This is a genomic window from Candidatus Clostridium radicumherbarum (genome assembly GCF_045310525.1).
Lineage (GTDB): Bacteria > Bacillota > Clostridia > Clostridiales > Clostridiaceae > Clostridium_AT > Clostridium_AT radicumherbarum.
In genome coordinates this window covers 1,482,802-1,507,270 of record NZ_JBJHZY010000001.1, presented here as the reverse complement: position 1 = coordinate 1,507,270, position 24,469 = coordinate 1,482,802, and the positions used below count along the sequence as shown (strand labels likewise).

The following is a 24,469-nucleotide window of genomic DNA, read 5'->3' as shown; positions in this document are numbered from 1 at the left end:
CTTTGATTGTATAAGTTTTCCTAAAAAAATATACTACATAGGAATCACTTCTTATGTAGTATAATATAGTTTGCACAAGACTTATTGTTTCTTCTTTTTCTCCATTATCCCTTTTGAGAAAATGCTTGCAGCTTTTTTATGTTTTTTACTTTATAAACATCAGTAAGGAATCCATGAGATCATCGATTTTGTTTTTGGGAAAGCAGTTTCCTTCAGTGTTGTCGATGCAGTCTTTAGCGTAGTTTTCTAGGACTATTCCCCCTACTTTGTTTAAGGCTGAACGAATAGCAGCAATCTGGATTAGTATATCCTTGCAGTTTGCTTCACTTTCAATCATCTTTTCAATGCCTTTAACTTGGCCTTCAATTCTTCTTAGGCGGTTTTGGACGTCTTTTTTTGTATCCATTTAATCCCCTCTTTTTCCTATTCCAATTGAAATTAGTATTACTTTATTATTGAAAGCCCTAATTCCTTAAGCTGAGTATCATCAACTATATTTGGAGCCTCAGTCATAGGATCAAAGGCATTTTGATTCTTAGGGAAAGCTATTACGTCTTTTATATTATCTCTACCACTTAAGAACATAATAAGTCTATCAAAGCCAAAAGCTAATCCACCATGTGGAGGAGGACCAAACTTAAATGCCTCAAGTAAGAAGCCAAATCTTTCCCAGGCCTTTTCTTTTGTAAAGCCAAGAATATTAAACATTTTTTCCTGAAGACTGCTGTCGTGGATTCTTATACTTCCACCACCTAGTTCTTCTCCATTTAATACAATATCGTAAGCCTTAGCACGTACCTTTGATGGATCTGTGTCTAGATACTGAATATCCTCGTCCATTGGTGCTGTGAAAGGATGATGCTCAGCTTGATATCTATTTTCTTCTTCATTATAAGATACTAATGGGAACTCTGTTACCCATACAAAGTTGAATTCCTTGTTATCCTTAAGTATTTCTAATTTTTTAGCAAGTTCAAGTCTAAGTGCACCTAGTGCTTGTAGCACTACCTTATTGCTGTCAGAAAGTATTAATATTAAATCAGAAGGCTTAGCTTCCATAACATTTAATATTTCTTTAATCTCTTCTTCCTTAAGGAACTTGGAAATTGGTGATTTTATTTCATCTTCTTTATAGGCAATATAAGCTAGACCCTTTGCCTTATAAGTCTTAACAAATTCTCCAAGTCTATCTAAATCTTTTCTACCCATGTTTGCTGAATTAGGAACCTTAATGGCTCTTACACTGCCGCCAGCTTCTAAAGCATCCTTGAATACCTTGAAATCAGCATTTTTAACAACTTCACTTATATTAACTATTTCCATACCAAACCTTAAATCTGGTTTATCTGAGCCGTATTTTTCCATAGCTATTCTATAAGGCATTCTCTTTATTGGTGTTTGTACTTCTACATTTAACACATCTTTAAATACCTTTTTAATAAGACCTTCATTCATGGCAATTACGTCGTCCTGCTCAATGAAGCTCATTTCAATATCCACTTGTGTGAATTCAGGCTGTCTGTTTGCTCTTAAGTCTTCGTCTCTAAAGCATTTTACAATTTGAAAATACTTATCAAAGCCTGAAACCATGAGTAGCTGCTTAAAGAGCTGTGGTGACTGAGGAAGTGCATAGAACATTCCTGGATAATTTCTGCTTGGAACTAAATAGTCTCTAGCACCTTCTGGTGTACTCTTTGTAAGCATTGGTGTTTCTAATTCTAGGAAGCCATTCTCATCTAAGTAATCTCTTATAGACTTAGCTGCCTTATGTCTTATCATGAAGATGCTTTGCATATCTGGCCTTCTTAAGTCAAGATATCTATATTTCATTCTTATGTTTTCAGAGGCATCTAAGTTTTCTTTTATGTATATAGGTGGTGTTTCTGATTCAGATAATATTTTAATGCTCATACCCTTTAATTCTACATTACCTGTAGGCATATTGGCATTTGGAGCTTCTCTTTTTACAATTTCTCCAGTTACTGCAAGGCAGTACTCTGTTTTAACTGTATCTGCTTTTACAAAGGCCTCATTGTTTATAGCTTCACCGAACACTACCTGAAGTATGCCGGTTCTATCTCTTAAATCTACGAAAATAAGCCCGCCAAGATTTCTTTTTCTTTGGACCCAGCCCATTACAGTTACTTTATCTCCAATATGGGTGTCTCTAAGTTCACCGCACATTATGGTTCTTTTAAGTCCTAATAATGCTTCTCCCATTTTCATTCCTCCAAAATATTAAGTTTTTTATTTATTTATATAATTTCAAAGTAAATCTACTAATTGAAATTATTTATATAACCTCAAGTAAATCTACTATTTATACTTCGCAAAACCTGTAGAAACATCAGGATTTTGCTCGCATAAATAGTGATTTACTAAAGAGCTTATTTATATAAACTATTTAATAGCTTATTTTTCTTATCAATCATTTCATCAATTCTTGAAATGTACTCTTTTACATCTTTAACATTAAAGTGTCTTTCTAATCTGTCTTCCTCAAGAAAAACAGCCTTTGAGGCAGCGTCAGCTCCATGTGCAATAATAGTCTGTTTTTCCTCAATCATTTGAATATTATACAAACCTTCTTTGTGAGCTGCGGCATAGCCTATATTCTCCATATTGCCTATCATATTTTTCTGTCTGTACATATAATAAGGCTTCATGTTTAAAAGCTTTGCAAGTTCTGCTGTTTTATTATACATCTTTATAATTTCATCTTGGCATAGATTTTTAACTTCTTGGCCATTTAGTAGCTTTTCATGGATTCTAGAAGCTCTTTTAATGGCTAAGCCATGCACTGTAATACTGTCAGGTTTTAGTTTTAGAATTTCACTGCAGGTATTATCTATTTCCTCTAAGCCTTCATTCTCAAGGCCTACAATTATATCCATATTAATATTATCAAAGCCAATTTCCCTAGCTAAGTTAAATTTATCTACTACATCCTTAGCTGTATGGGCTCTGCCAATTCTCTTTAAGGTAGAATCATTCATGCTTTGAGGATTTATGCTAATTCTATTAACAGCATAATTCTTCATAGTTATAAGCTTATTTTCAGTAATGCTGTCAGGTCTTCCACATTCTACTGTAAATTCTTGAGGCTTATATTTTACTATAATTTCATTATATATGGTTTTCATTAGGTTCTCAAATTGAATTTCATTTATGGAAGTAGGTGTACCCCCTCCGAAGTAAACACATTGAACCTTTAATTTATTTTCTTCAAGATACCTGCTTGTATTTAAAAGTTCTTTAGTTAAGGCTTCTAAATAAGGCTCTACAAGCTTACTGCAGCTTGTTATTGGATTTGAAGCAAAGGAACAATATGAGCATCTTGTTGGGCAAAAGGGCATTCCAATATATATGCTTATATTTTTGCTATCAGTATTTATATAACTGTTTTCAAGCCTAGCTATGTCAATACAAAGTCTTGCTTTTTCTTCTGAAGCTTCGTAATGTTTCTTGTAATAATCTATTATCTCAACTTCACTGCTACCTTCCTTTAAAAGCTTAACAGCTATTTTACTTGGTCTAATTCCAAGCATGATACCCCAGGGAAAATTCATTTTTGTTTTATTCTTTAAAAATAAAAAAATCCCTAGCTTAATTTCGTCGGAAAGCTTAATGTCCCTTTTAAAAACATACTGGTATTCTTCTGAAGAATCCTTTATTAAAATTTTATTATCAGTAATTGTTATGTAATAGTCTGCACTGGTACTATAACCATTTGCATCATTGCCAGCATTATTAACATCAGTAATATTGCCTGCTTTGCCCTCTTTAGCATTTACAAATTCTATGTCAGAAAGTGTAAAATATAAATTTATTATCTGAAAAACATCATATCTATATTTAAAGTCATTAAGGTAAACTTTAATCATAATTCTCTCCTTACATAAGTAAATGGGTATTTCTTACCTCTAATATACTGCAGGTAATACCCAAGTTTAAAATGCAAACTATTGCCTTGCATGGATTTAATTAATATTAAAGGAAAGAATTATTCACCTTTTCATAACCGATAGTAGTCATTGGTCCATGACCAGGATAAACATTTACTGCCTCATCTAGTACTAAAAGCTTGTTATTTATACTGTTAATTAAGGTTTCAAAGTTTCCTCCTGTTAAATCTGTTCTTCCTATGGAACGAAGGAAAAGCGTATCTCCTGTAAATAGGTTGTTTTCTGCCTTGTAGCAAACTCCTCCAGGAGTGTGTCCAGGAGTTTCAATAACTTCTATTACAATGTTTCCAATACTAAATTTTATGCCTTCCTTTACATCCATTGTAAGTTTTACATCCTGACCCTTGTATTTTAGTGGCCCAAGCATAAAATTATTTTCTATGATTAGCTTTCCATCAGCCTCATTAATGTGAGCCTGAGCCTTGTATTTTTCCATAAAATAGCCTACTGCACCTGTATGATCTAAGTGTCCATGTGTTAGTAGTATATATTTTACCTCTGCACCTATTTTACTTAAATAATTATCTATATCCTCAGGGTCTCCTCCTGGATCTATAACTGCAGATTCTTTTGTAATTTCGTCCATTAATATGTAGCAGTTTGCAGCATATACTCCAGCAGGAATTCTCTTAATAAGCATAGCGTCACCTCTTAGCACTTTAAAATTGTTTTTTACTATCTATAAGAATGGTAACCGGTCCGTCATTTTCTATAGAAACCAGCATATCTGCTCCAAAGCTTCCAGTTTCTATATTTCCTAGAACCTCACTGCAGAGCTTAACAAACTCTTTATAAAGCTCCTCTGCCTTTTCACCAGATAAGGCCTCTATAAAGCTTGGTCTTCTCCCTTTTCTGCAGTCTCCATATAGAGTAAACTGAGAAATAACTAGCAGTTCTCCCTTAACTTCTAATAAGGATTTGTTGAGTTTTCCCTCTTCATCTTCGAAGATTCTTAAATTAAGCACCTTATCTCTAATATATATAGCATCCTCATAGGTGTCGTCCTTTGATATACCTAAGAGAAGATTTAAGCCCTTGCCTATTTTACCTATTATTTTATTGTCTACGGAAACACTAGAGGATTTAACCCTCTGCACCACAGCTCTCAAATTCACCACTTCCTTAAGACTTTGTTCTATAAACTTCCAATACTCCTTGAAGCTTTCTGATTTTTTTCATGAGTTCTTTTAAATGCTCTATATCAGAAATTTTAAGCTTTACAGTTATTACTGCAATATTATTTTTAATAGTTTTGGCATTAACAGCGTTAAGAAAGGTCTTTGTTTCTATTATTAATTCCATAATTTCAGAAAGAAGACCTTCTCTATCGTCCGCCTTAACTTGAATTTCTGTAATATAATCAGTACCCATAGCTGTCCCCCAACTTACTTCAACAATTTTATTTTCATCATTGGATAAAATACTCTCTAAGTTTTTACAGTCAGTTCTGTGAATTGATACCCCTCTACCCTTAGTAATATAGCCAAGGATTTCGTCTCCAGGAACTGGATTACAGCACTTTGCAAATCTAATTAAGATATTGCTTATACCTTTAACTTCAACATTGTGTCTTAGGATTTTTGGTCTATTAGGATTTTCTGCATTTTTAGCAATAGCTTTATTCAGCTGCTCTTCTAATACTTTAGCAGCTAGAACTTCTTGTTTATTTACTTTGTTATAGCTTTCCTTTAACCTTTGAACAATGGTAGAAGGTGTTATATCACCAAAGGAAACAGAAACATATATATCATCAATGCTGTTCATGTTATATTTTCTTAAAAGCTGATCAAGGCCTTCACCTTTAGCAAGTTCACCAAAGTTGAAGCCCTGCCTTTTGGTCTCTTTTTCCAGTAAGTCTTTACCCTTAACTATATTTTCTTCCCTTTTAACCTTTTTAAACCAAGACCTGATTTTACTTTTAGCTTGATTGCTTTTAGCTATATTAAGCCAATCAATGCTTGGTCCCTTAGGAACGGAAGAGGTTAGAATATCTACAATTTCACCTGTCTGAAGCTCATAATCAAGGGGCACCATTTTACTATTTACCTTAGCTCCTGTGCATCTGTTGCCTATGTCTGTATGGATCCTATATGCAAAGTCAATAGGAGTTGATCCACTTGGTAGGTTTATAACCGAACCCTTAGGAGTGAATACAAATATTTCATCAGAAAACAGATCAATTTTAAAGCTTTCCATAAACTCTTCTGCGTCTGAGGTATCCCTTTGCCACTCTAACATTTCTCTAAGCCAGGTAAGCTTCGTGTCAAGATTACCAGCTGCCGTGCCGGCACTTGTTTCCTTGTATTTCCAATGGGCAGCAATACCATATTCAGCAGTTTTATGCATTTCAAAGGTTCTAATTTGGATTTCAAAGGGCTTACCTTCATGCCCTATAACAGTAGAATGAAGGGATTGGTACATGTTTGGCTTCGGCATAGCTATATAGTCTTTAAACCTGCCTGGTATAGGTTTATACATGGTATGTACAATTCCTAAAGCCGCATAACAGTCTCTAACATTATTAACTAAAATTCTTACAGCAGTTAAATCAAAAATCTGATCAATTGTCTTGTTTTTGTTTATCATCTTACGATAAATACTATATAAATGTTTTGGTCTTCCATCAATATCTGAGCTTATTCCGGCTTTAAGTAAGCTTTCTTCTAATTCCTTAGTAATGTCACTAATATAATCTTCTCTTTCCACCCTTTTCTCAGATATTTGTTTAACCAAGTCATAATACTCATTTGGATTTGTATATCTAAAAGCTAAGTCTTCAAGTTCCCATTTAATTTTTGAAATACCAAGCCTATGTGCAAGAGGAGCATATATATCGAAGGTTTCCTTTGCAGTTTGCTTTTGTTTCTCAATTGACTTATATTTTAGGGTTCTCATATTGTGAAGTCTATCTGCTAATTTTATTAAAATTACTCTAACGTCCCTAGCCATAGCAAGCAGCATCTTTCTAACATTATCAGCTTGCTGTTCTTCTTTAGTCTTAAATTCTATTTTATCCAGCTTTGTAACACCATCAACTAGATTTGCAACTTCTTCATTAAATTCTCTAACAATATCCTCAAAGCTATAAGGTGTATCTTCTATTACATCATGGAGCAATCCAGCAGCTATAGTATTAGTATCAAGGCCCATTTCTACAAGTATACAAGCAACCTCCACAGGGTGAGAAATATAAGGCTCACCTGATTCTCTTTTTTGCTCTTTATGGGCATCAAATGCTAAATTATATGCTTTTGTGATAAATTCCTTATTAACATTGCTATGATTTTTTTCAATTGTATCCATTAATTTACTAAGCATTTGGATTACTCTCCTAAAATCAAAGGCTGGTTAATTCAACCAGCCGTTATTTTTACTAATATTATATAATATTATGTAGAAATTTGCAATTTAAAAATTGAATTTCATTATCAGATACAGAACCATAATAAATATTGAAATTTGGTTTTTTTTAAGCTAATTAAAACTCATATTTTACTAAGGATAATATATCATGTCCTGCTAATTTATCACTACCATTTAGGCCGGTAAGTTCAATAACAAAATCTATTGAAGCTACAACCCCGCCAACTTGTTCAACAAGCTTTGCTACAGAGCCGATTGTTCCCCCTGTTGCCAGCAAATCGTCTACAATAGCAACTCTTTGACCTGGGAGTATGGCATCCTTGTGAATTTCTAACTCGTCACTGCCATATTCTAAATCATAGCTTACACCTATAGTATCAAATGGAAGTTTTCCAGGTTTTCTTACTGGTACAAAGCCAACTCCTAATGCATAAGCTACTGGAGCTCCAAATAAAAAACCTCTAGCTTCTGGTCCAACTACTACATCAATATTTTTGTCCTTTAAATGAGCAGCTATAGTATCTATAGTATATTTTAATGCTTCTCCATCTTCAAGAATTGTGGTAACATCCTTAAAGCTAATTCCTTCCTTTGGAAAGTCCTCTATAACTCTTATTTTTTCTTTTAAATCCACTTTTAGTTCCCCCTTTGAAAACTTTGTCCTTTTAGGTAATTTACGAATATTATTTTATAGTATAAATATTTTGTGCGCTATTAAAATTTTCTGAGTCTAAGTTATTGTAGTAATTCACTTAATTTATTATTCAAATAATACTTATACATTATACATTAATTGTTCAGTAATTTTCAAGCTTTTAATAAAATAATAATGGCAGGTACAGGAGTTATTAAGTAAAATAATAACTCCTGTGCCTGCCATTTGTTTTAATGATATGGTTTCTATTTGTTCTTTATTATGCTGGGCTGCTTGCTAAAGCTCTTTTCTTTCTTTTCTTTAGAAGTACCCATAAAGGACTAGCTATAAATATTGAAGAATAACAACCTGAAGCTATTCCTATTATTAGAGGAAAAGCAAAGTTTCTAACTGAAGGTACAAATATATATACTGCAGTTATAGTAATTAAAACAGTTAATACAGTATTTATAGATCTAGTCATTGTTTGAGTTATACTTGCATTAGCAAGTGCTGTAAAGTCGTTCTTCTTCATGTACTTTTGATTTTCTCTAATTCTATCAAATACAACTATAGTATCATTGATGGAGTATCCAATTACAGTTAGCATTGCTGCAATAAAGGCAGAATCCACTGGTACTTTAAATAACGCATATACTCCAAGGGTTATAAGTACATCATGTACTAATGAAATAATAGCAGCTACTCCAAAGTTAAATTCAAACCTTATGCCTATATATATAAGCATAGCAATTGTTGCTATAATAAGTGCCAATCCAGCTTTTTGCTTTAATTCGTTACCTATAGATGCTCCAACATTATCCTGGCTTATTAAATCACTGTCCTTAAGTTTATATTTATCCTTTATATCACTAAACATATTGGCGATTTGCTCACCAGTTAAGCTGTTGCTCTTAATTTCAAGTTCAGGAGCAGTGCTTCCTTCTGGTGTTGACTTATTGGTTAAGGCCTGTTTATCATATTTTTGTATTATCGCATCTACATCTGACTTCGTAAAGTCTTTTTCCATATTAACTCTAATAATTGTACCGCCTTTAAAATCTATTCCAAAATCAAGACCTCTAACAGCTAACCCTCCAAGGCCTATAACGATAATGACTATTGAAATTGTGAACCACAGCCAGGTCTTCTCAATTATCTTAAGCATTTTATTTCACACCCCTTCTCATGTCATGTACTCCGAAAGTTCCTATAGTCCACTTCTTGCTAAACCAGCCCATACTAACTGCTAGTTTTGTCATAGCCTTTGTGAAGGTTATTGCAGTGAACATACTTAAAAGTACACCTATAATCAGGGTAAGAGCAAAACCTTTAACTGTTCCTGACCCTAGTGAGTAAAGCACTATTCCAGAAATTATAGTAGTAAGATTTGAGTCTATAATAGAGGACATTGCCCTATGGAAGCCTGCGTCTATAGCTGACTTTGGTGATTTTCCAGCCTTAAGCTCTTCCTTTGTTCTTTCAATTATAAGTACATTGGCATCTACGGCCATACCTACAGTAAGCAGGAAGCCTGCAATACCTGAAAGGGTTAAAGTAGCTCCAATAACTGAGAAACAAGCTAGTAATAATATCATGTAAAGCACTAGGGATATATTTGCTAAAAGACCTGGTATTCTATAATATAACAGCATAAATAAAAATACTATTCCAATACCAACTTCTCCAGCTTTTATACTCTGAGGCATAGCATTAGCTCCAAGTGTTGGACCAACAACATTTACAGAAGCTGTTTTTAAGGTTACAGGAAGTGCTCCGGATTTTATTATACTTGCAGTATTTTTAGCCGCAGCTATATCCTTACTTCCAGTAATTTGAGCCTTACCATCAGTAATTACCGCTTGAACTGTAGGGCTGCTTATTAAAGTATCATCCATATATATAGATATTGGCTGACCAATAAATTTTGCAGTTGCATCAGCAAACTTCTTTTTTCCAGAATCATTTAATTCCAAACTTATAATTGGCTGACCAGTTTGATCAATCATAGCAGTTGCATCTTTTACATCTTCCTTACCCGTTAAGATGTCAACATTATCAGGACCTTTGAATGTTAAAATACCAGGTTTTCCTATTGTGTCTATTACCTGTTTAGTATCGAATTTTCCTGGTATGTCTATTCTGATTCTAGAACCTTCTTTTGTTATTGAAGTTTCGCTAACTCCCATCGTATTAATTCTTAATGATAGAAGTTGAATTGTTCTATCTAAATCAGCAGAAGATGGCTTATTTCCTTGTATCTCCATTAAAACAGAAACTCCGCCTTGAAGATCAAGTCCTCTGTTTATTGTTTCTGAAAATGGCTTTATCCTATAGTCACCAATTACAAGACCCTTAATACCACTATAGGCTAAAAAGAAAATAACAAGAATAATAGCTAAAAATGTTGCTGTACTTTTCCCTTTTGATTTCATCTTTATCCCCCTTCGTATACTTTCATCGCTTACGTTCTTAGAGTTAATTATATTACCTTTTCAAAATATAGTCAACTTTGGTTAAATATGTCCTATTCTTCCATTTCCTTTGCCTTTAGTGCTATGGCACATTCTATTCTCTTTTTCTGCATCTTGCAGCCAAGCTCATAGGGAATGTGAACATCACCATTGAAGTTAAAATTGTTTGCTTGACAGCCGCCACTGCAGTAAAATCTTGCCCAGCATTCCTTACATGTAGGTTTATTGTAAATGTGAGCCTTCTTAAAGGTGTCAGATATTGAATCGTCATAACCTTCTTCAAATATACTTCCCATCTTAAAATCTTCATTACCTACAAACTGATGGCAGGGGTAAATATCTCCATCTGGAGTTATGGCAAGATACTCGTGTCCAGCTCCGCAGCCTGATATTCTCTTATATACACAAGGTCCTCCTTGAAGATCGATGTTAAAATGATAGAACTTAAAGTTTTCATTAGCCTTACGTTTTTCCAGTAAGTAATCATATAGCTTATCATATTGATTAAAAATAACAGGTAAATCCTCTTCTCTTAGAGATAACTCATGATCAGAAGGAAGAACTACAGGTTCTACTGATACCTCATCAAAGCCTAAGTCTGCAAAGTGTTTTACATCTTCAAAAAAGTCAGTATTTTCTCTTGTAAAGGTACCTCTCACATAGTACTGCTTTGATTTATCTCTCTTTTCCACCATAGCCTTAATCTTTGGAAGAATCTTGTCATAGCTTCCGCTGCCGTCAACTCGAACTCTTACCTTATCATTTACGCTTTTTCTTCCATCAATGCTTAATACTATATTTCCCATTTGCTTATCAATATATTCCATTATTTCATCATTAAGAAGTGTTGCATTTGTGGTCATAGTAAATCTGATGTTCTTATTATGTATTTTTTCCTGCTCCCTAGCGTAATCAACAATTTCCTTTATAGTATTAAATACCATTAAAGGCTCTCCGCCAAATAGGTCTATTTCAATATTTTTTCTAGGGCCGGAATTTTTAATAACAAAATCTATTGCTTTCTTTCCAACTTCTGTAGTTATAAGCTTTCTGCAGCCTTTGTATTCACCTTCATCTGCAAAGCAGTATTTACATCTTAAATTGCAGTCATGAGCTACATTTAAGCAAAGAGCTTTTACAAAGGACTTGGATTTATCATTTAAGGCGATTTCCTCATAAAGGTCTTTTGTATATAAAAGTTCATTATCAATAAGCTCCTTGAGCTCATTATATGCCTCATCTACTTCTTCTTTAGCATATTTATTTAAATTTAATACTTCTTCTTTTTCCTTTAGATTATTTTCATCTAATAGATCATATACCAGTTCATCAACAGCATGTACAACTCCTGAATTTACGTCTATTACATAAAAATCATTTCCTTGAGTAAATTTATGAACTAATGACAATTGTTTTCTCCTCCTGTGGCATCTGGTAAAATTATATATATTAATATTATAATATACTCTTTAATAATAAATATAAAGCAGTAACATTAGTTACTGCTTGGTATTATATTAATTTTCGCAAGCTAAGTTAGCAACTGTGCAAGAAGTTTTACAAGCTGATTGACATGAATTTGCACATTCCTTGCAGCCAGGCTTCTTTAAGCTATCCTTAATATTGCTTCTGTTTATTGTTGTTATATGTTTCATTTCAATTCCTCCATTCCTAAATCATTCCATGAAAATTATAACATAGTTGTAATGCAAAATAAAGTGTTTTATAGATTTATTCCCAGCATTCCTGAGAGTATACCTGTAGCTATAGCCAGCATTACCCTCCATAAGTCTCTTATGTTTATTGCTTCTTTTCCCCAAACAAAAGCAGCTATGTATATTATTAAAATATATAAAACAGAAGTTAAAAGCCCAACTAACCATCCTCTGTTATTTATTTTCTTTGCAGAATAAATTGAAGCGTATATAATGCTAATCATACTGGTAAGTAAGATACATATTGATAAAGCACTTTCCCCTATGCTGCTATAGGTCTGAATTAAGGCCAGTAAAAATGCTATTACTAGTGTTACAATTAAGCCTCTTAACACACCTTTTCCTATGTACACGTAATTCTTTTTGATTTCTTCCAAAATAGAGAGCACCTCCAAAAAATAATAAAACATCTCTTTTATACATACTATTATGTATGTATGAAGGAGATGTTTTATGATTAATTTTCTTTAGTTTCTACAGCTTCTGGTTCTTTTGAACTCATAACATGAGAAATACCATTTTTATCTAATTTAATTCTCACTCTGTCAGGTCCAGTTTCTAGAATTACAAATTTCTCTTGTATAGTTACTATTTTACCAACAATTCCACCACGACTTGTAATTTCATCGTTGACTTTGAGGCTATTAAGCATTGAACTATACTTCTTTTTTCTTTTGTTTTCTGGAACGAATATAAAAAGATAAAAAAGAGCTATCATTATTACAAAATACATTATAGGTGATTGTAATATACTTGCCATATTTACATCCTCCTTTCGTAATTTTTTTTATATCAAGCTTACGCTTAATGGTAATTTAAAAAACTATTTATCTCTGCCTTTTGACCACTCTGAAAGCTTCTTCTCTTTAAATTCCTCAAAATAGTCTCCATCAATGGCATTACGTATATCTTCCATAAGCTTATTGTAAAAGTACAAGTTATGTAAAACACATAATCTCATTGCAAGCATTTCCTTGGCCTTAAAAAGATGTCTTATGTAGGCCCTTGAGTAGGATCTGCAGGTAGGACAGTCACAGCCTTCATCAATAGGGCTTTTATCCAATTCGAATTGTGCATTCATTATGTTTATTTTACCATATTTAGTAAATACGTGTCCATGCCTTCCATTTCTTGCAGGAAGTACACAATCAAAGAAGTCCACTCCTCTTGCTACAGCCTCTAAAATATTTTCTGGAGTTCCTACTCCCATTAAATATATAGGTTTATCCTGTGGAAGGTGCGGTACTACCGCATCAATAATTCTATACATCTCTTCATGGCTCTCACCTACAGCAAGACCGCCAATAGCATAGCCATCTAAATTCATTTTTGCAATAGTCTTAGCATGCTCGATTCTTATATCCTCATAAACTCCACCTTGGTTTATACCAAAGAGCATCTGCTTTTTGTTAATAGTATCAGGAAGAGTATTTAGCCTATCTAATTCGATCTTGCATCTCTCAAGCCATCTTGTTGTCCGATTTACGGAATTTATGACATAGTCCTTAGGAGATGGATTTGGAATGCACTCATCAAAGGCCATAGCTATGGTAGAGGCTAAATTACTTTGAATCTGCATGCTTTCCTCTGGTCCCATAAATATTTTTCTGCCATCTATGTGTGAGCTGAAATAAACTCCTTCTTCTTTAATCTTTCTTATGTCAGCAAGTGAAAATACCTGAAATCCACCTGAATCCGTAAGAATTGGTCTATCCCAATTCATAAACTCATGTATTCCGCCTAATTTATTTACTATCTTATCTCCAGGTCTTAAATGAAGATGATAGGTGTTAGAAAGCTCAACCTGACAGTTTATTTCTTTAAGGTCCATAGAGGATACAGCACCCTTTATTGCAGCTAATGTTCCAACATTCATAAATACTGGAGTTTGAATAGTTCCATGAGGTGTAACAAACTCACCCCTTCTCACCTTGCCGCTTTTTTTAAGTAATTTATACAAGTAATACACATCCTTTGATTAATTATTAAGAAACATAGCATCCCCAAAACTAAAAAATCTATATTTATTTTCTACTGCTTCATTATAGGCCTTCATAATTATATCCCTGCTTGAAAATGCACTAACAAGCATTATTAAAGTAGATTCAGGCAAATGAAAATTAGTAATAAGTGCATCTACTATCTTAAACTTATAGCCGGGGTAAATAAATATATCTGTCCAGCCTGACTGTTCTCTAACTCTTCCATTTTCATCGGCTATGGTTTCAAGAGTTCTATTTGAAGTGGTTCCAACAGCAATTACCCTTTTCCCGCTTTCCTTAGCCTTATTTATTACCTCTGCAGTTTCCTTATTCATAACGTAGTACTCAGAATGCATAGTGTGTTCTTCTACCTTATCACTTTTTACTGGTCTAAAGGTTCCTAGTCCAACATGGAGTGTAACAAAGGCTAAATTTACACCCTTTTCTCTTAGTTTACCTAATAGCTCTTCAGTAAAATGAAGTCCTGCAGTAGGAGCTGCAGCTGAGCCTACTTCTCTTGAATATACTGTTTGATATCTTTCCTTATCAACAAGTTTTTCCTTTATATAAGGAGGAAGAGGCATTTGCCCCAGTCTATCTAATACTTCCTCAAATATTCCTTCATAAGTAAACTTAACTATTCTGTTTCCTTCTTTTCCTATATCTATTATCTCTGCTTTTAATTCTCCATTTCCAAATTCGAAGATGGTTCCTATTTTAGCCTTCTTCCCTGGCTTTACTAAAGTTTCATAGGTATTTATATTTATTCTTCTAAGCAGTAATAATTCAATTTTACCTCCTGAGCCCTGTTTTGAGCCAATAAGTCTTGCAGGCATAACTCTTGTATCATTAAGCACTAAACAGTCTCCTGGATTTAAGTAATCTATTATATCTTTAAATATCTTATGATGAATTTCACCAGTATTTTTATCAACAACCATTAATCTGGATTCGTCTCTTTTTTCAATTGGATGCTGTGCAATTAATTCTTCAGGTAAATCAAAATAAAAATCTTTTACTTCCAAAATTGCCACCTTCTCTTATGTAAATTGTGCAGCCAAAATCCATATAAACTTATAATAAATAATAGTATATGCGATTTTGTGCATATTTGTATTCTATTTATCAAACAAGGAATATTGCTCCATAGATTTCTTATTTCTGCTTCTATTTAAGTGCTTATAAGCTTTATCAGTTGCCATCCTTCCTCTTGGAGTTCTAATAATAAAGCCCTTTTGAAGTAAATAAGGTTCATAAACACCCTCTATAGTATCTAACTCTTCTCCAACGAAGTAGGAAAGGGTTTCTAGTCCTACAGGCCCTCCATTAAAATTATCAACTATGGCTTCAAGTATTCTATTGTCAAGTCTGTCAAAGCCCTGAGTATCAATTTCTAAAAGCTCTAAAGCACTCTTTGCAATGCTTAGATTAATTAAGCCATTACCTTTTACATCAGAATAGTCTCTTACTCTTTTTAAAAGCCTATTAGCTATTCTTGGAGTTCCTCTTGATCGCCTTGCTATCTCCAAGGCAGCATCATCATCAATGCCCGCCTCAAGTATTTTTGCAGATCTTGTTATAATTTCTTTAAGCTCAGCATCCTCATAAAATTCCATTGAACATAAGACACCAAATCTATCCCTTAAAGGAGCTGTTAATAGGCCAACTCTTGTTGTAGCTCCAATAAGAGTAAACTTAGGCAGATCAATCCTAATGGATTTCGCTGCGGCACCCTTTCCTATAACAATATCAAGTGCATTGTCTTCCATAGCAGGATAGAGTATTTCCTCAACAGCCCTATTTAGTCTATGTATTTCATCTATAAAAAAAACATCATTATCATTTAAGCTTGTTAGTATTGCTGCCAAATCACCAGCTCGTTCTATAGCCGGGCCAGAGGTTATCTTTAAGTTTCCCTTCATTTCTCTAGCAATAATATTGGCTAAAGTTGTCTTTCCAAGTCCTGGAGGACCATAGAGAAGGACATGGTCTAGTGCTTCATTTCTAAGTTTTGCAGCTTCAATAAATATATTAAGCTTTTCCTTTACCTTGCTCTGGCCAATATATTCCCGTAAGCTTTTAGGCCTTAAACTATATTCAATATCATTATCTTCTTCTATATTTACTCCTGTAATAATTCTTTCTTCCATAAAGCAAATCTCCTTAGCCTAAAAGTTGTTTTAGACTGTTTTTAATAATAAGCTCCACAGCTTCCTCTTTATTAACCTTCTTTAAGGCAGCAGCTGCTTCTTTTTCAGAATAGCCTAGTGAAATTAGAGCTTCAAGTGCTTCATTGATTTTATTATCCTCATCAATTTCTACAGCTCCATTACCACAATTAAGGTTATCCTTATCTCCCTTTAATTTATCTTTTAATTCTAAAATAATCCTTTGAGCAGTTTTCTTGCCGATACCAGGTGCTCTGGTTAAGTTCTTTTCATCTCCAGTTAGAATTGCATATTTTAAGTTATTTACACTGCTTATTGATAACAAGGATAGCGAAGCCTTAGCCCCTACCCCATTGATGCCAAGAAGCAGATTAAACATTGTAAGTTCCTCTCTTGTTAGAAAACCGTAAAGGCCTATAAAATCTTCCCTTACCAATTGCTGAATATATAGGGTAACAGTATCCTTTACAGCAGGCATATTAGCTAGTGTAGTGCCTGAAGTAAAAATCTTATAACCTATATTATTATTTTCTAGAACAATGTAATCTTTGTAAACTCCTGCAAAAGCACCTTTTATATAATCGTACACCCTAATTCATCCTTCCAAAAAAGCAAAAATAATATAATTCATATATTACTTTACCATCAACTAAGTTTTTATTCAATAAAAAAACTTGGGTTAAGAGCTAAACTCCCCAAGTTTTTCTTCTGCTTCTTCTCTTGTATTAAACTGAAAACTCTTACTTCCTTTTACTAGAAGATTATAGTCTCCCTGTGTAGGAACCTTAATATTAGTAATATCAGAATTTTCATTTTCTATATATAAGTTGCTATTGGCATCGGTTTTAAATATTACAAAACAGTTTCCACTAACTCCTAGAATATATTTATTTGGAGCATAGGCATTGACCTTTTTAAGAAGTACAGCTTCGGTTTTTGTTATACTTTCAACCTCATAGCCTTGAGCTTCTAATTGGTCTTTACTTTTTCCAGCAAAATCTGAAGTGATCATTTCTCTGCTGTCAATATCACCACTTTTTTCATACTCTATTTTAAGAGTTACTTTGGCGTTTGATGAAATAACACTTTCAGTATTTGAATTCAAGGTTAACTTATCTATATCACTAGCTGACTGAAGGCCCTGTCCTCTATTATTATTCAAAGAATTTAATTTTTTAAATCCAATATTATAACTTATTTCAAATATACCTATAAAAGCAATTATCATTAGGATTACTAATAATGAAAATTTTTTCTTAGACATAATATCCTCCTATTTTATTACTTAAAAAAGATAAACATCTCTTTCATTTAACAGGTATTATGTCCACAAATAAACTTTTTATACATTTATAGTTAATTTGTAATATATTTAGTATTCCTCAAAATTTAAATGTTATTACTTTTGGATTATTTTACTCTTAGTAATTTGTTTTAAAGTTCTTCCCCCAGCATATCCTTTAAAAGCTGCTCTATTTTTGGAGTGCAGCGTCTGCCGTTGCAAGGACCAGAGCCAGCGCCCGTAGCTGCTTGGACCTCTTTTACTGTTCTTGCACCATTTCTAATGGCTTTCTTCATAGTAGATCTTGGTATTGCCTTACACAAGCATACCTTGGTTAATTTATCTAAAATTTCTTCGTTTAAATTCTGTTCCATATATTTATCTCCTTTTATTATTATCTTTTATAAAAATAGACTATGTTAAAACATAGCCTATTTATTAATACATTATAACACAATAAAATAAAATTACTAAACCCTAGGGTCAGCCACTACTAAAACATCCACATATTTAGTTCCTCTCATTATCTTTCTTACTATAGACCCCTTCATTATTTCATGTGCTCTGGTTCTAGCAGATTGACCAATTACTACTTGAGTTATTCCATTTTCCTTAGCGAATTCAATTATAGGTAGGGCAGGATCAACTGATGTTATTACTTTGAATTCAGCTCCAAACTTTATGCAAAGTTGACTTAATTCATCCAGCTTTTTAAGCCTCTCACCTGTGTATTCTTCGCTTTTTACATACAATATAGAAAGAGGGGCTTTTAGCATTTTAGAAAGTCTAAATCCTCTTCGTATAAGATATTCAGCATTAAAATTAAGATTAACACAAACAAGTATTTTTTCCTGTGCGCCAACCAGCCCTTCAACACTTTTTGCATTCTTATATTCCATAAGATGTTCATCAACTTCATTTGCTACCTCTCTCAAAGTTAATTCTCTAAGAGCTGTAAGATTTCCAACCCTAAAAAAATTATTTAAGGCAGTTTCTATTTTGTCTTTATTGTAGATTTTTCCTTGCCTTAATCTGTCTCTTAAAGCATCAATTGAAATATCAATGACTTCTACCTCGTCTGCTAAGTCTAACATAGAATCTGGTATAGTCTCTCTAACCTTTATCTCAGTCATTCTATTTACATAATCATTTAGACTCTCTATGTGCTGAATATTTACGGCAGTCATAACACTTATACCATTGTCTATTATTTCTAGTACATCTTGATATCGTTTTTGATTTTTAGAGGTAGGAACATTGGTGTGTGCAAGTTCATCTACTATTACTAATTTAGGATTTCTCTTTAGTATAGCTTCTACATCCATTTCTAATAATGCAACATTCTTATAATTTATCTCTTTAAGTGGGATTATTTCCAAATCTCCTATTTGCTCAATAGTGCCCTTTCTTCCGTAGGTTTCAACAAGCCCAATAGCTACATCAATTCCACTTTCTCTCATCTCATGGGCATCTCGAAGCATTTGATAGGTTTTGCCTACACCAGGGGCTGCACCGATATATATCTTGAGTCTGCCTTTATTGGTTCTTTCTATTTCTTTTAAAAACTGATCTGGAGTTTTTTGAGACATTACAGCACCTCAAATCTATTTATTTAATAACTTCATATTTAAAGTTAGTACATTAACTGTATCCTCTCCAAAGATGCCTAAAAATTTGCCTTTTATATTATTATCTATTATTTTATTTACCTCTTCAAGAGATAGTCCATTGGCCTTTGCTACTCTTCCAGCTTGGAGTCTTGCTGAAGCTACAGTTATATCAGGATCTAAGCCAGAAGCTGATGCTGTAATTATATCTGCTGGAATGTCTTCTTTTTTAACAGTTGGGTTCTTACTTAAAAAATCCTGTATATTTTTATCAATTTCTTTCTTAAATTCAGGATTAGACATTGAAAGATTGCTTCCCCCTGAACTTGAGGCATTATAATCTACAGCAGAAGGTCTTCCTTGAAACCATTTGCTATCGGTAAATTTTTGTCCAATAAGCGTTGAGCCTATTAAAGCACCATTATTATACACTAAGCTTCCCTTTGATTTTTCAGGAAAAATTAAACTTGAAATTCCTGTCATAGTCAAAGGATATATTATACCTAGTATTATCATAAAAATTAAAGTTAGCTTTAATCCATGTTTTAAGTCATTCATAAATATCCCTCTTTCCAATAAATACAAATTACACAAATAAATGTACAATCATATCTATTAACTTAATTCCAACAAATGGTGCTATTATTCCACCGATTCCATATATAAACACATTCTTTGCTAATATCCTGTTTGCTGAAGCTGGTTTATATTTTATTCCCTTCATAGCTATAGGTATTAAAGCTGGTATAATAACAGCATTAAAGATTAATGCAGAAAGTATAGCGCTATTTGAAGATGCTAATCTCATAATGTTCATCACACCTATGGCTGGAAGTGTAGCTGACATTATAGCCGGAAGAATTGCAAAGTATTTTGCTACGTCATTAGCTATACTAAAGGTTGTAAGCGCACCTCTTGTCATGAGCAGCTGTTTTCCTATTTCAACTACTTCTATAATTTTTGTTGGATCCGAATCTAAATCTATCATATTAGCAGCTTCTTTAGCAGCCATAGTTCCACTATTCATTGCTAGCCCTACATCAGCTTGAGCAAGTGCTGGAGCATCATTTGTTCCATCTCCGGTCATTGCTACAAGTCTTCCTTGTGCTTGCTCTTTCTTAATTTCAGATATTTTGTCTTCTGGTTTTGCTTGAGCTATAAAATCATCAACTCCAGCCTCTCTTGCAATAGTTTGAGCTGTAAGAGGATTATCTCCTGTTACCATTATTGTTTTTATTCCCATAGCTCTTAACTGATTAAATCTATCCTGCATTCCTGGCTTAATTATATCCTTAAGATAAATAACGCCCATAATTTCATTTTCTTTAACTACTACTAATGGAGTTCCACCTAATTTTGAAATTCTTTCAACTTCGCTGTTTAAATCATCTGGAATTTTTCCATTATTGGCTTTTACATAATCAATAACTGCGGCTGCTGCTCCTTTTCTAACTGCTAAGCCATTTTTAAAATTCATACCACTCATTCTAGTCTCAGCAGTAAATTCAATTATCTCCGCACCTTCTTCTATTCCCTGTTCTGCCTTTACTCCAAGCTTATGCGAAAGCTCCACCACAGAACGTCCTTCTGGAGTGCTATCTTTTAAGGAAGATAAAAGTGCATAATAGGTTACTTCCTCTTGAGTATGGCCTCCTACAGGCACAAATTCATCTGCCATTCTGTTACCAAATGTAATAGTTCCAGTTTTATCTAAAAGCATTGAATTAATATCACCTGTTACTTCAACTGCACGACCAGACATAGCAATGACATTAAACTTAGTTACTCTATCCATACCCGCAATACCAATAGCTGATAAAAGTCCTCCAATTGTAGTTGGTATTAAGCAAACCAAAAGTGCTATAAGTGTAGCAATATCAATATTTATATTCACAAACTTTGCTATAGGTATAAGAGTCCAAACAACTACAACAAAAATAATGGTTAAGCTTATTAAAAGTGTACTTAGTGCCAATTCATTAGGAGTTTTTAGTCTCGCTGCTCCTTCAACTAAGCTAATCATCTTATCAAGAAAGGATTCACCAGCACCAACTGTTATTTTAATTTTTAAAGAATTACTTATAACCTTTGTTCCTCCCGTAACCGAACTAAAGTCTCCCCCTGCTTCCTTAATAACAGGAGCTGATTCGCCTGTGATAGCAGACTCATCTACTGATGCAATACCTTCAATTATTTCCCCATCACTAGGTATTACTTCTCCTGCTAAAACCTCAACTATATCACCTTTTGCAAGCTCAGAAGAACTTATCATTTTTACATTTCCATTTTGGTCGATAAGCCTTGCCTGAGTATCTTTTTTAGTTTTCTTTAAAGTATCAGCCTGCGCTTTACCTCTCCCTTCTGCAATAGACTCTGCAAAGTTTGCAAATAATACAGTAATAAAAAGTACTATAGTTATTGTTAAGTTATACCCAAAGCTTTGGGATGATTTAAATAAGTTTGGTAAAATAGTTACAAGCAGTGTAAGTATTGCTCCTAATTCAACTATAAACATTATTGGGTTTCTAACCATAGTTTTAGGATTTAATTTTTTAAAAGAATTAATTACTGCGCTTTTTATTATATCTCTATTCATTTACTCCACCCCTCCTTAGACCAAACTTAAAAATTCTGATATTGGTCCTAGTATCAATGCTGGGAAAAATGTTAAAGCACCAACTATCACAATTATTCCAATGAAAAGAACTCCAAATAGAGCATTATCTGTTTTAAAGGTTCCTGGTGATGGTTCAAGCTTAGTTTTTTTAGACATAGAACCAGCTATTGCCATAAGCATTATTATAGTTAAATATCTCCCTAAGAACATTAATATTCCAGTTAAAGTATTCATATAAGTTGTATTTCCAGCAAAACCAGCAAATTCTGAACCGTTATTTGCCGCAGCAGAAGTAAATTCATAAATCATTTGAGTAAGTCCATGGAATCCTGGATTTGTAATATGTGCACCAGCTAGCCCTGAAACTATAGTAATGGCTGAAGCAAATAATATTAGCAAAGGATGTACTAGTATAGCTAGAGCTGCAAGCTTAATTTCCTTAGTTTCAATTTTGTTTCCTAAATACTCTGGTGTTCTTCCAACCATTAGCCCCGTTATGAAAACAGTTAGTATTGCATAAAGAATTATATTCTCAATTCCAGCACCATCACCACCAAAGATAGTGTTCAGCATCATAAAGGTTAGTGGAACTCCTCCGCCTAAAGGAGTGTAGGAATCATGCATGGAATTTACTGAGCCTGTTGTAAAGGCTGTCGTGATGCCTGCAAAAATAGCAGAATCTGAAGCTCCAAAACGAGTTTCTTTTCCTTCCATATTGCCTAATGAATTATTTATACCTATTGTTGTATATGGCTTTCCACCATGAACCTCAGAATATATTCCCAGGGATGTTATACTAATAAAAACAATCATCAATGATATATAAAGCACTCTTGAGTGTTTTTTACTTCCTACCATAAGTCCAAAAGTATAAATTAGAGCAGCAGGTATCATCATCATAGACAGCATTTCAATAATATTGGTTACTTGGCTTGGGTTTTCAAAGGGATGTGCTGAATTAGCTCCAAAAAAACCTCCTCCATTTGTACCAATATGCTTTATTGACTCAAGAACTGCAATAGGTCCTGTAATAATGGACTGAATTCCACCTTGCAAATTTTTAGCTATTTGAGTACCGCCTAAAGTTTGAGGAACACCTTGGGATACCAATATCAAGGTTATTATAATTGAAAAAGGAAGAAGCAACCTGGTTATAATTCTTGTGAAATCCACATAAAAGTTTCCAAGATCCTCTCTCTTCTGAGCTATCCCTCTCATTATGGCAAATGCACTTGCAATTCCAGAAGCAGCTGAAGTGAACATTAAGAACACAACAACAATCATCTGTGAAAGAAATGTTATCCCATTTTCTCCTGCGTAATGCTGTAGGTTTGTGTTAGTCATAAAGCTAATTGCTGTATTAAAAGCTAATGATAAACTCATTCCCTTTGCAGCTGTTGGGTTATAAGGTAAAATTGCTTGAGCAATTAAAATTATGAAGGATACAAAAATCATTAGTAAATTTGTTATAAGAAAAGCCTTAGAATATTCTCTCCAAGTCATTCCCTGAGTTTTGTCTACACCAATTAATTTGTAAATAAAATTATCAATAGAATTAAAGAAGCTACCTTCTGATAAATTCTTATAGTTTGCAATTTTATATAAATAGATTCCAAGTGGTTTAGTTATTAAAATTATAATAAAAACAATTATTGTGAGTTCTAAATAAGACATAAAAAGTCCTCCTAAAATTACCTTAATTAATTAAAATTTTTCTGGCTCTATCAGAGCATAGAATAAATAAATTATAACCACGAAAAAAATAATACTTAAAAAAATCATGGTACTTTCCCTCCTGTATTCCTATTCTGTAATAAATGATTATTAATCATTTAGCCCCCAAATTACTCAAATTTATGTTCTAATGTTATTATGACTCATACAATCTTTTTTACTCTTAAAATTAACTAAAGCAGAATTCCCAGTGATACTGAGTATTCTGCTTCAGTTAACTTTATATTAATATAATATATCCATATATATACATTAACAACGTTATTATCCTTTGTATTTTTATCAAAAAAAGCTTAAAAAACGTCATGTAATAGATTTCACAATTACTTTTCTTAGAGAAGATTTAAGTTAATAACTTTTTGAACATAGTGTAAACAAAATCCAAGTACATTTAGCTAATATACTAAATCTTTTTCAAAAAATAAAAAAAACACTAAACAAAAGCTAGTGTTTTGGTGTTGACTAAGTCTATAAGCCGAGTTCTGTATTTGACAGTCATCTATCTAGGCCTGTTGTTACCAAGCAGGCTCAAGCGACACACCCGAAGGCGAAGCGGGCAACCTCTTAATCCATTTAAGGATTCTGCCTTCCTATTTGGTCTTGCTCCAAGTGGGGTTTACATAGCCGCAAAGTCGCCAATGCGCTGGTGAGCTCTTACCTCGCCTTTCCACCCTTACCACGCTTAAGAAATCTTAAACATGGCGGTATATCTCTGTTGCACTTTCCTTAAAGTCACCTTCACTGGGGGTTACCCAGCACCCTGCCCTGTGGAGCTCGGACTTTCCTCTCCCTAAAAAGCCATAATGGCAATTAGGCAGCGACCGTCTGGCTTACTCAACGAAATATATAATATCATAGTATTTCAATTTTATCAAATAAATTTTATTTCCATTTAAGATATTAAAATATAATTTACTTTTGTTTTACT

At 33.4% G+C, this 24,469-nt stretch carries 24 protein-coding genes and 1 other RNA gene; all 25 read right to left on the bottom strand.

Annotation, left to right across the window (positions count from 1 at the left end; genetic code table 11):
• Positions 1–145 precede the first annotated feature (145 nt).
• Positions 146–406 (bottom strand): metal-sensitive transcriptional regulator, encoded by a 261-nt coding sequence (locus ACJDUH_RS07155; RefSeq protein WP_406764463.1) that lies wholly within the window; start codon positions 404–406, stop codon positions 146–148.
• 38 nt (positions 407–444) lie between these two features.
• The gene (aspS, locus tag ACJDUH_RS07150) at positions 445–2,220 is read right to left on the bottom strand and encodes an aspartate--tRNA ligase (protein WP_406764462.1); all 1,776 of its coding nucleotides are present in this window, start codon (positions 2,218–2,220) and stop codon (positions 445–447) included.
• A 167-nt stretch (positions 2,221–2,387) separates the two neighbouring features.
• Positions 2,388–3,887: a coproporphyrinogen III oxidase gene (locus tag ACJDUH_RS07145; protein WP_406765027.1), complete on the bottom strand. Its 1,500-nt coding sequence runs from the start codon at positions 3,885–3,887 to the stop codon at positions 2,388–2,390.
• A 103-nt stretch (positions 3,888–3,990) separates the two neighbouring features.
• Positions 3,991–4,605, bottom strand: coding sequence for an MBL fold metallo-hydrolase (locus ACJDUH_RS07140; protein ID WP_406764461.1), 615 nt, complete (start codon positions 4,603–4,605; stop codon positions 3,991–3,993).
• Positions 4,606–4,624: 19 nt separating this feature from the next.
• Positions 4,625–5,074 carry a D-aminoacyl-tRNA deacylase gene (gene dtd / locus ACJDUH_RS07135; protein WP_406764460.1) on the bottom strand — a complete coding sequence of 150 codons (450 nt, stop codon included), beginning with the start codon at positions 5,072–5,074 and terminating at the stop codon, positions 4,625–4,627.
• Between the two features lie 13 nt (positions 5,075–5,087).
• Entirely contained in the window at positions 5,088–7,283 is a 2,196-nt protein-coding gene (locus ACJDUH_RS07130; RefSeq protein ID WP_406764459.1) for a RelA/SpoT family protein, read from the bottom strand.
• A 160-nt stretch (positions 7,284–7,443) separates the two neighbouring features.
• Positions 7,444–7,962, bottom strand: coding sequence for an adenine phosphoribosyltransferase (locus tag ACJDUH_RS07125; RefSeq protein WP_406764458.1), 519 nt, complete (start codon positions 7,960–7,962; stop codon positions 7,444–7,446).
• A gap of 280 nt (positions 7,963–8,242) precedes the next feature.
• Complete coding sequence (gene secF / locus ACJDUH_RS07120) at positions 8,243–9,130, bottom strand: protein translocase subunit SecF (protein WP_406764457.1); 888 nt, start codon at positions 9,128–9,130, stop codon at positions 8,243–8,245.
• 1 nt (position 9,131) lies between these two features.
• Positions 9,132–10,397 carry a protein translocase subunit SecD gene (gene secD, locus ACJDUH_RS07115; RefSeq protein ID WP_406764456.1) on the bottom strand — a complete coding sequence of 422 codons (1,266 nt, stop codon included), beginning with the start codon at positions 10,395–10,397 and terminating at the stop codon, positions 9,132–9,134.
• A 92-nt stretch (positions 10,398–10,489) separates the two neighbouring features.
• Positions 10,490–11,845, bottom strand: coding sequence for a thioether cross-link-forming SCIFF peptide maturase (gene scfB / locus ACJDUH_RS07110; protein ID WP_406764455.1), 1,356 nt, complete (start codon positions 11,843–11,845; stop codon positions 10,490–10,492).
• 108 nt (positions 11,846–11,953) lie between these two features.
• Complete coding sequence (scfA, locus tag ACJDUH_RS07105) at positions 11,954–12,091, bottom strand: six-cysteine ranthipeptide SCIFF (protein WP_406764454.1); 138 nt, start codon at positions 12,089–12,091, stop codon at positions 11,954–11,956.
• 68 nt (positions 12,092–12,159) lie between these two features.
• Positions 12,160–12,528, bottom strand: coding sequence for a TIGR04086 family membrane protein (locus tag ACJDUH_RS07100; protein ID WP_406764453.1), 369 nt, complete (start codon positions 12,526–12,528; stop codon positions 12,160–12,162).
• A gap of 80 nt (positions 12,529–12,608) precedes the next feature.
• Positions 12,609–12,911 carry a preprotein translocase subunit YajC gene (gene yajC, locus ACJDUH_RS07095; protein WP_406764452.1) on the bottom strand — a complete coding sequence of 101 codons (303 nt, stop codon included), beginning with the start codon at positions 12,909–12,911 and terminating at the stop codon, positions 12,609–12,611.
• Between the two features lie 63 nt (positions 12,912–12,974).
• Positions 12,975–14,111 (bottom strand): tRNA guanosine(34) transglycosylase Tgt, encoded by a 1,137-nt coding sequence (tgt, locus tag ACJDUH_RS07090; protein WP_406764451.1) that lies wholly within the window; start codon positions 14,109–14,111, stop codon positions 12,975–12,977.
• 18 nt (positions 14,112–14,129) lie between these two features.
• Entirely contained in the window at positions 14,130–15,158 is a 1,029-nt protein-coding gene (gene queA / locus ACJDUH_RS07085) for a tRNA preQ1(34) S-adenosylmethionine ribosyltransferase-isomerase QueA (protein WP_406764450.1), read from the bottom strand.
• Between the two features lie 93 nt (positions 15,159–15,251).
• The gene (gene ruvB / locus ACJDUH_RS07080) at positions 15,252–16,283 is read right to left on the bottom strand and encodes a Holliday junction branch migration DNA helicase RuvB (RefSeq protein WP_406764449.1); all 1,032 of its coding nucleotides are present in this window, start codon (positions 16,281–16,283) and stop codon (positions 15,252–15,254) included.
• Between the two features lie 13 nt (positions 16,284–16,296).
• Positions 16,297–16,890 carry a Holliday junction branch migration protein RuvA gene (gene ruvA / locus ACJDUH_RS07075; protein ID WP_406764448.1) on the bottom strand — a complete coding sequence of 198 codons (594 nt, stop codon included), beginning with the start codon at positions 16,888–16,890 and terminating at the stop codon, positions 16,297–16,299.
• Between the two features lie 90 nt (positions 16,891–16,980).
• Positions 16,981–17,565 (bottom strand): hypothetical protein, encoded by a 585-nt coding sequence (locus ACJDUH_RS07070; protein WP_406764447.1) that lies wholly within the window; start codon positions 17,563–17,565, stop codon positions 16,981–16,983.
• Between the two features lie 170 nt (positions 17,566–17,735).
• Positions 17,736–17,957, bottom strand: a complete 222-nt coding sequence (locus ACJDUH_RS07065; protein WP_406764446.1) for a (2Fe-2S)-binding protein — start codon at positions 17,955–17,957, stop codon at positions 17,736–17,738.
• A 96-nt stretch (positions 17,958–18,053) separates the two neighbouring features.
• Positions 18,054–19,172 (bottom strand): KdpD-like non-kinase potassium sensor, encoded by a 1,119-nt coding sequence (gene kdpDN / locus ACJDUH_RS07060; RefSeq protein WP_406764445.1) that lies wholly within the window; start codon positions 19,170–19,172, stop codon positions 18,054–18,056.
• 15 nt (positions 19,173–19,187) lie between these two features.
• The gene (gene kdpC, locus ACJDUH_RS07055) at positions 19,188–19,748 is read right to left on the bottom strand and encodes a potassium-transporting ATPase subunit KdpC (protein ID WP_406764444.1); all 561 of its coding nucleotides are present in this window, start codon (positions 19,746–19,748) and stop codon (positions 19,188–19,190) included.
• Positions 19,749–19,776: 28 nt separating this feature from the next.
• Complete coding sequence (gene kdpB / locus ACJDUH_RS07050) at positions 19,777–21,786, bottom strand: potassium-transporting ATPase subunit KdpB (RefSeq protein ID WP_406764443.1); 2,010 nt, start codon at positions 21,784–21,786, stop codon at positions 19,777–19,779.
• A 15-nt stretch (positions 21,787–21,801) separates the two neighbouring features.
• Entirely contained in the window at positions 21,802–23,481 is a 1,680-nt protein-coding gene (gene kdpA / locus ACJDUH_RS07045) for a potassium-transporting ATPase subunit KdpA (protein ID WP_406764442.1), read from the bottom strand.
• A 30-nt stretch (positions 23,482–23,511) separates the two neighbouring features.
• Positions 23,512–23,589, bottom strand: coding sequence for a potassium-transporting ATPase subunit F (locus ACJDUH_RS07040; RefSeq protein ID WP_406765026.1), 78 nt, complete (start codon positions 23,587–23,589; stop codon positions 23,512–23,514).
• Positions 23,590–23,996: 407 nt separating this feature from the next.
• An RNA gene (gene rnpB / locus ACJDUH_RS07035) (RNase P RNA component class A) lies at positions 23,997–24,378 on the bottom strand.
• Positions 24,379–24,469 lie beyond the last annotated feature (91 nt).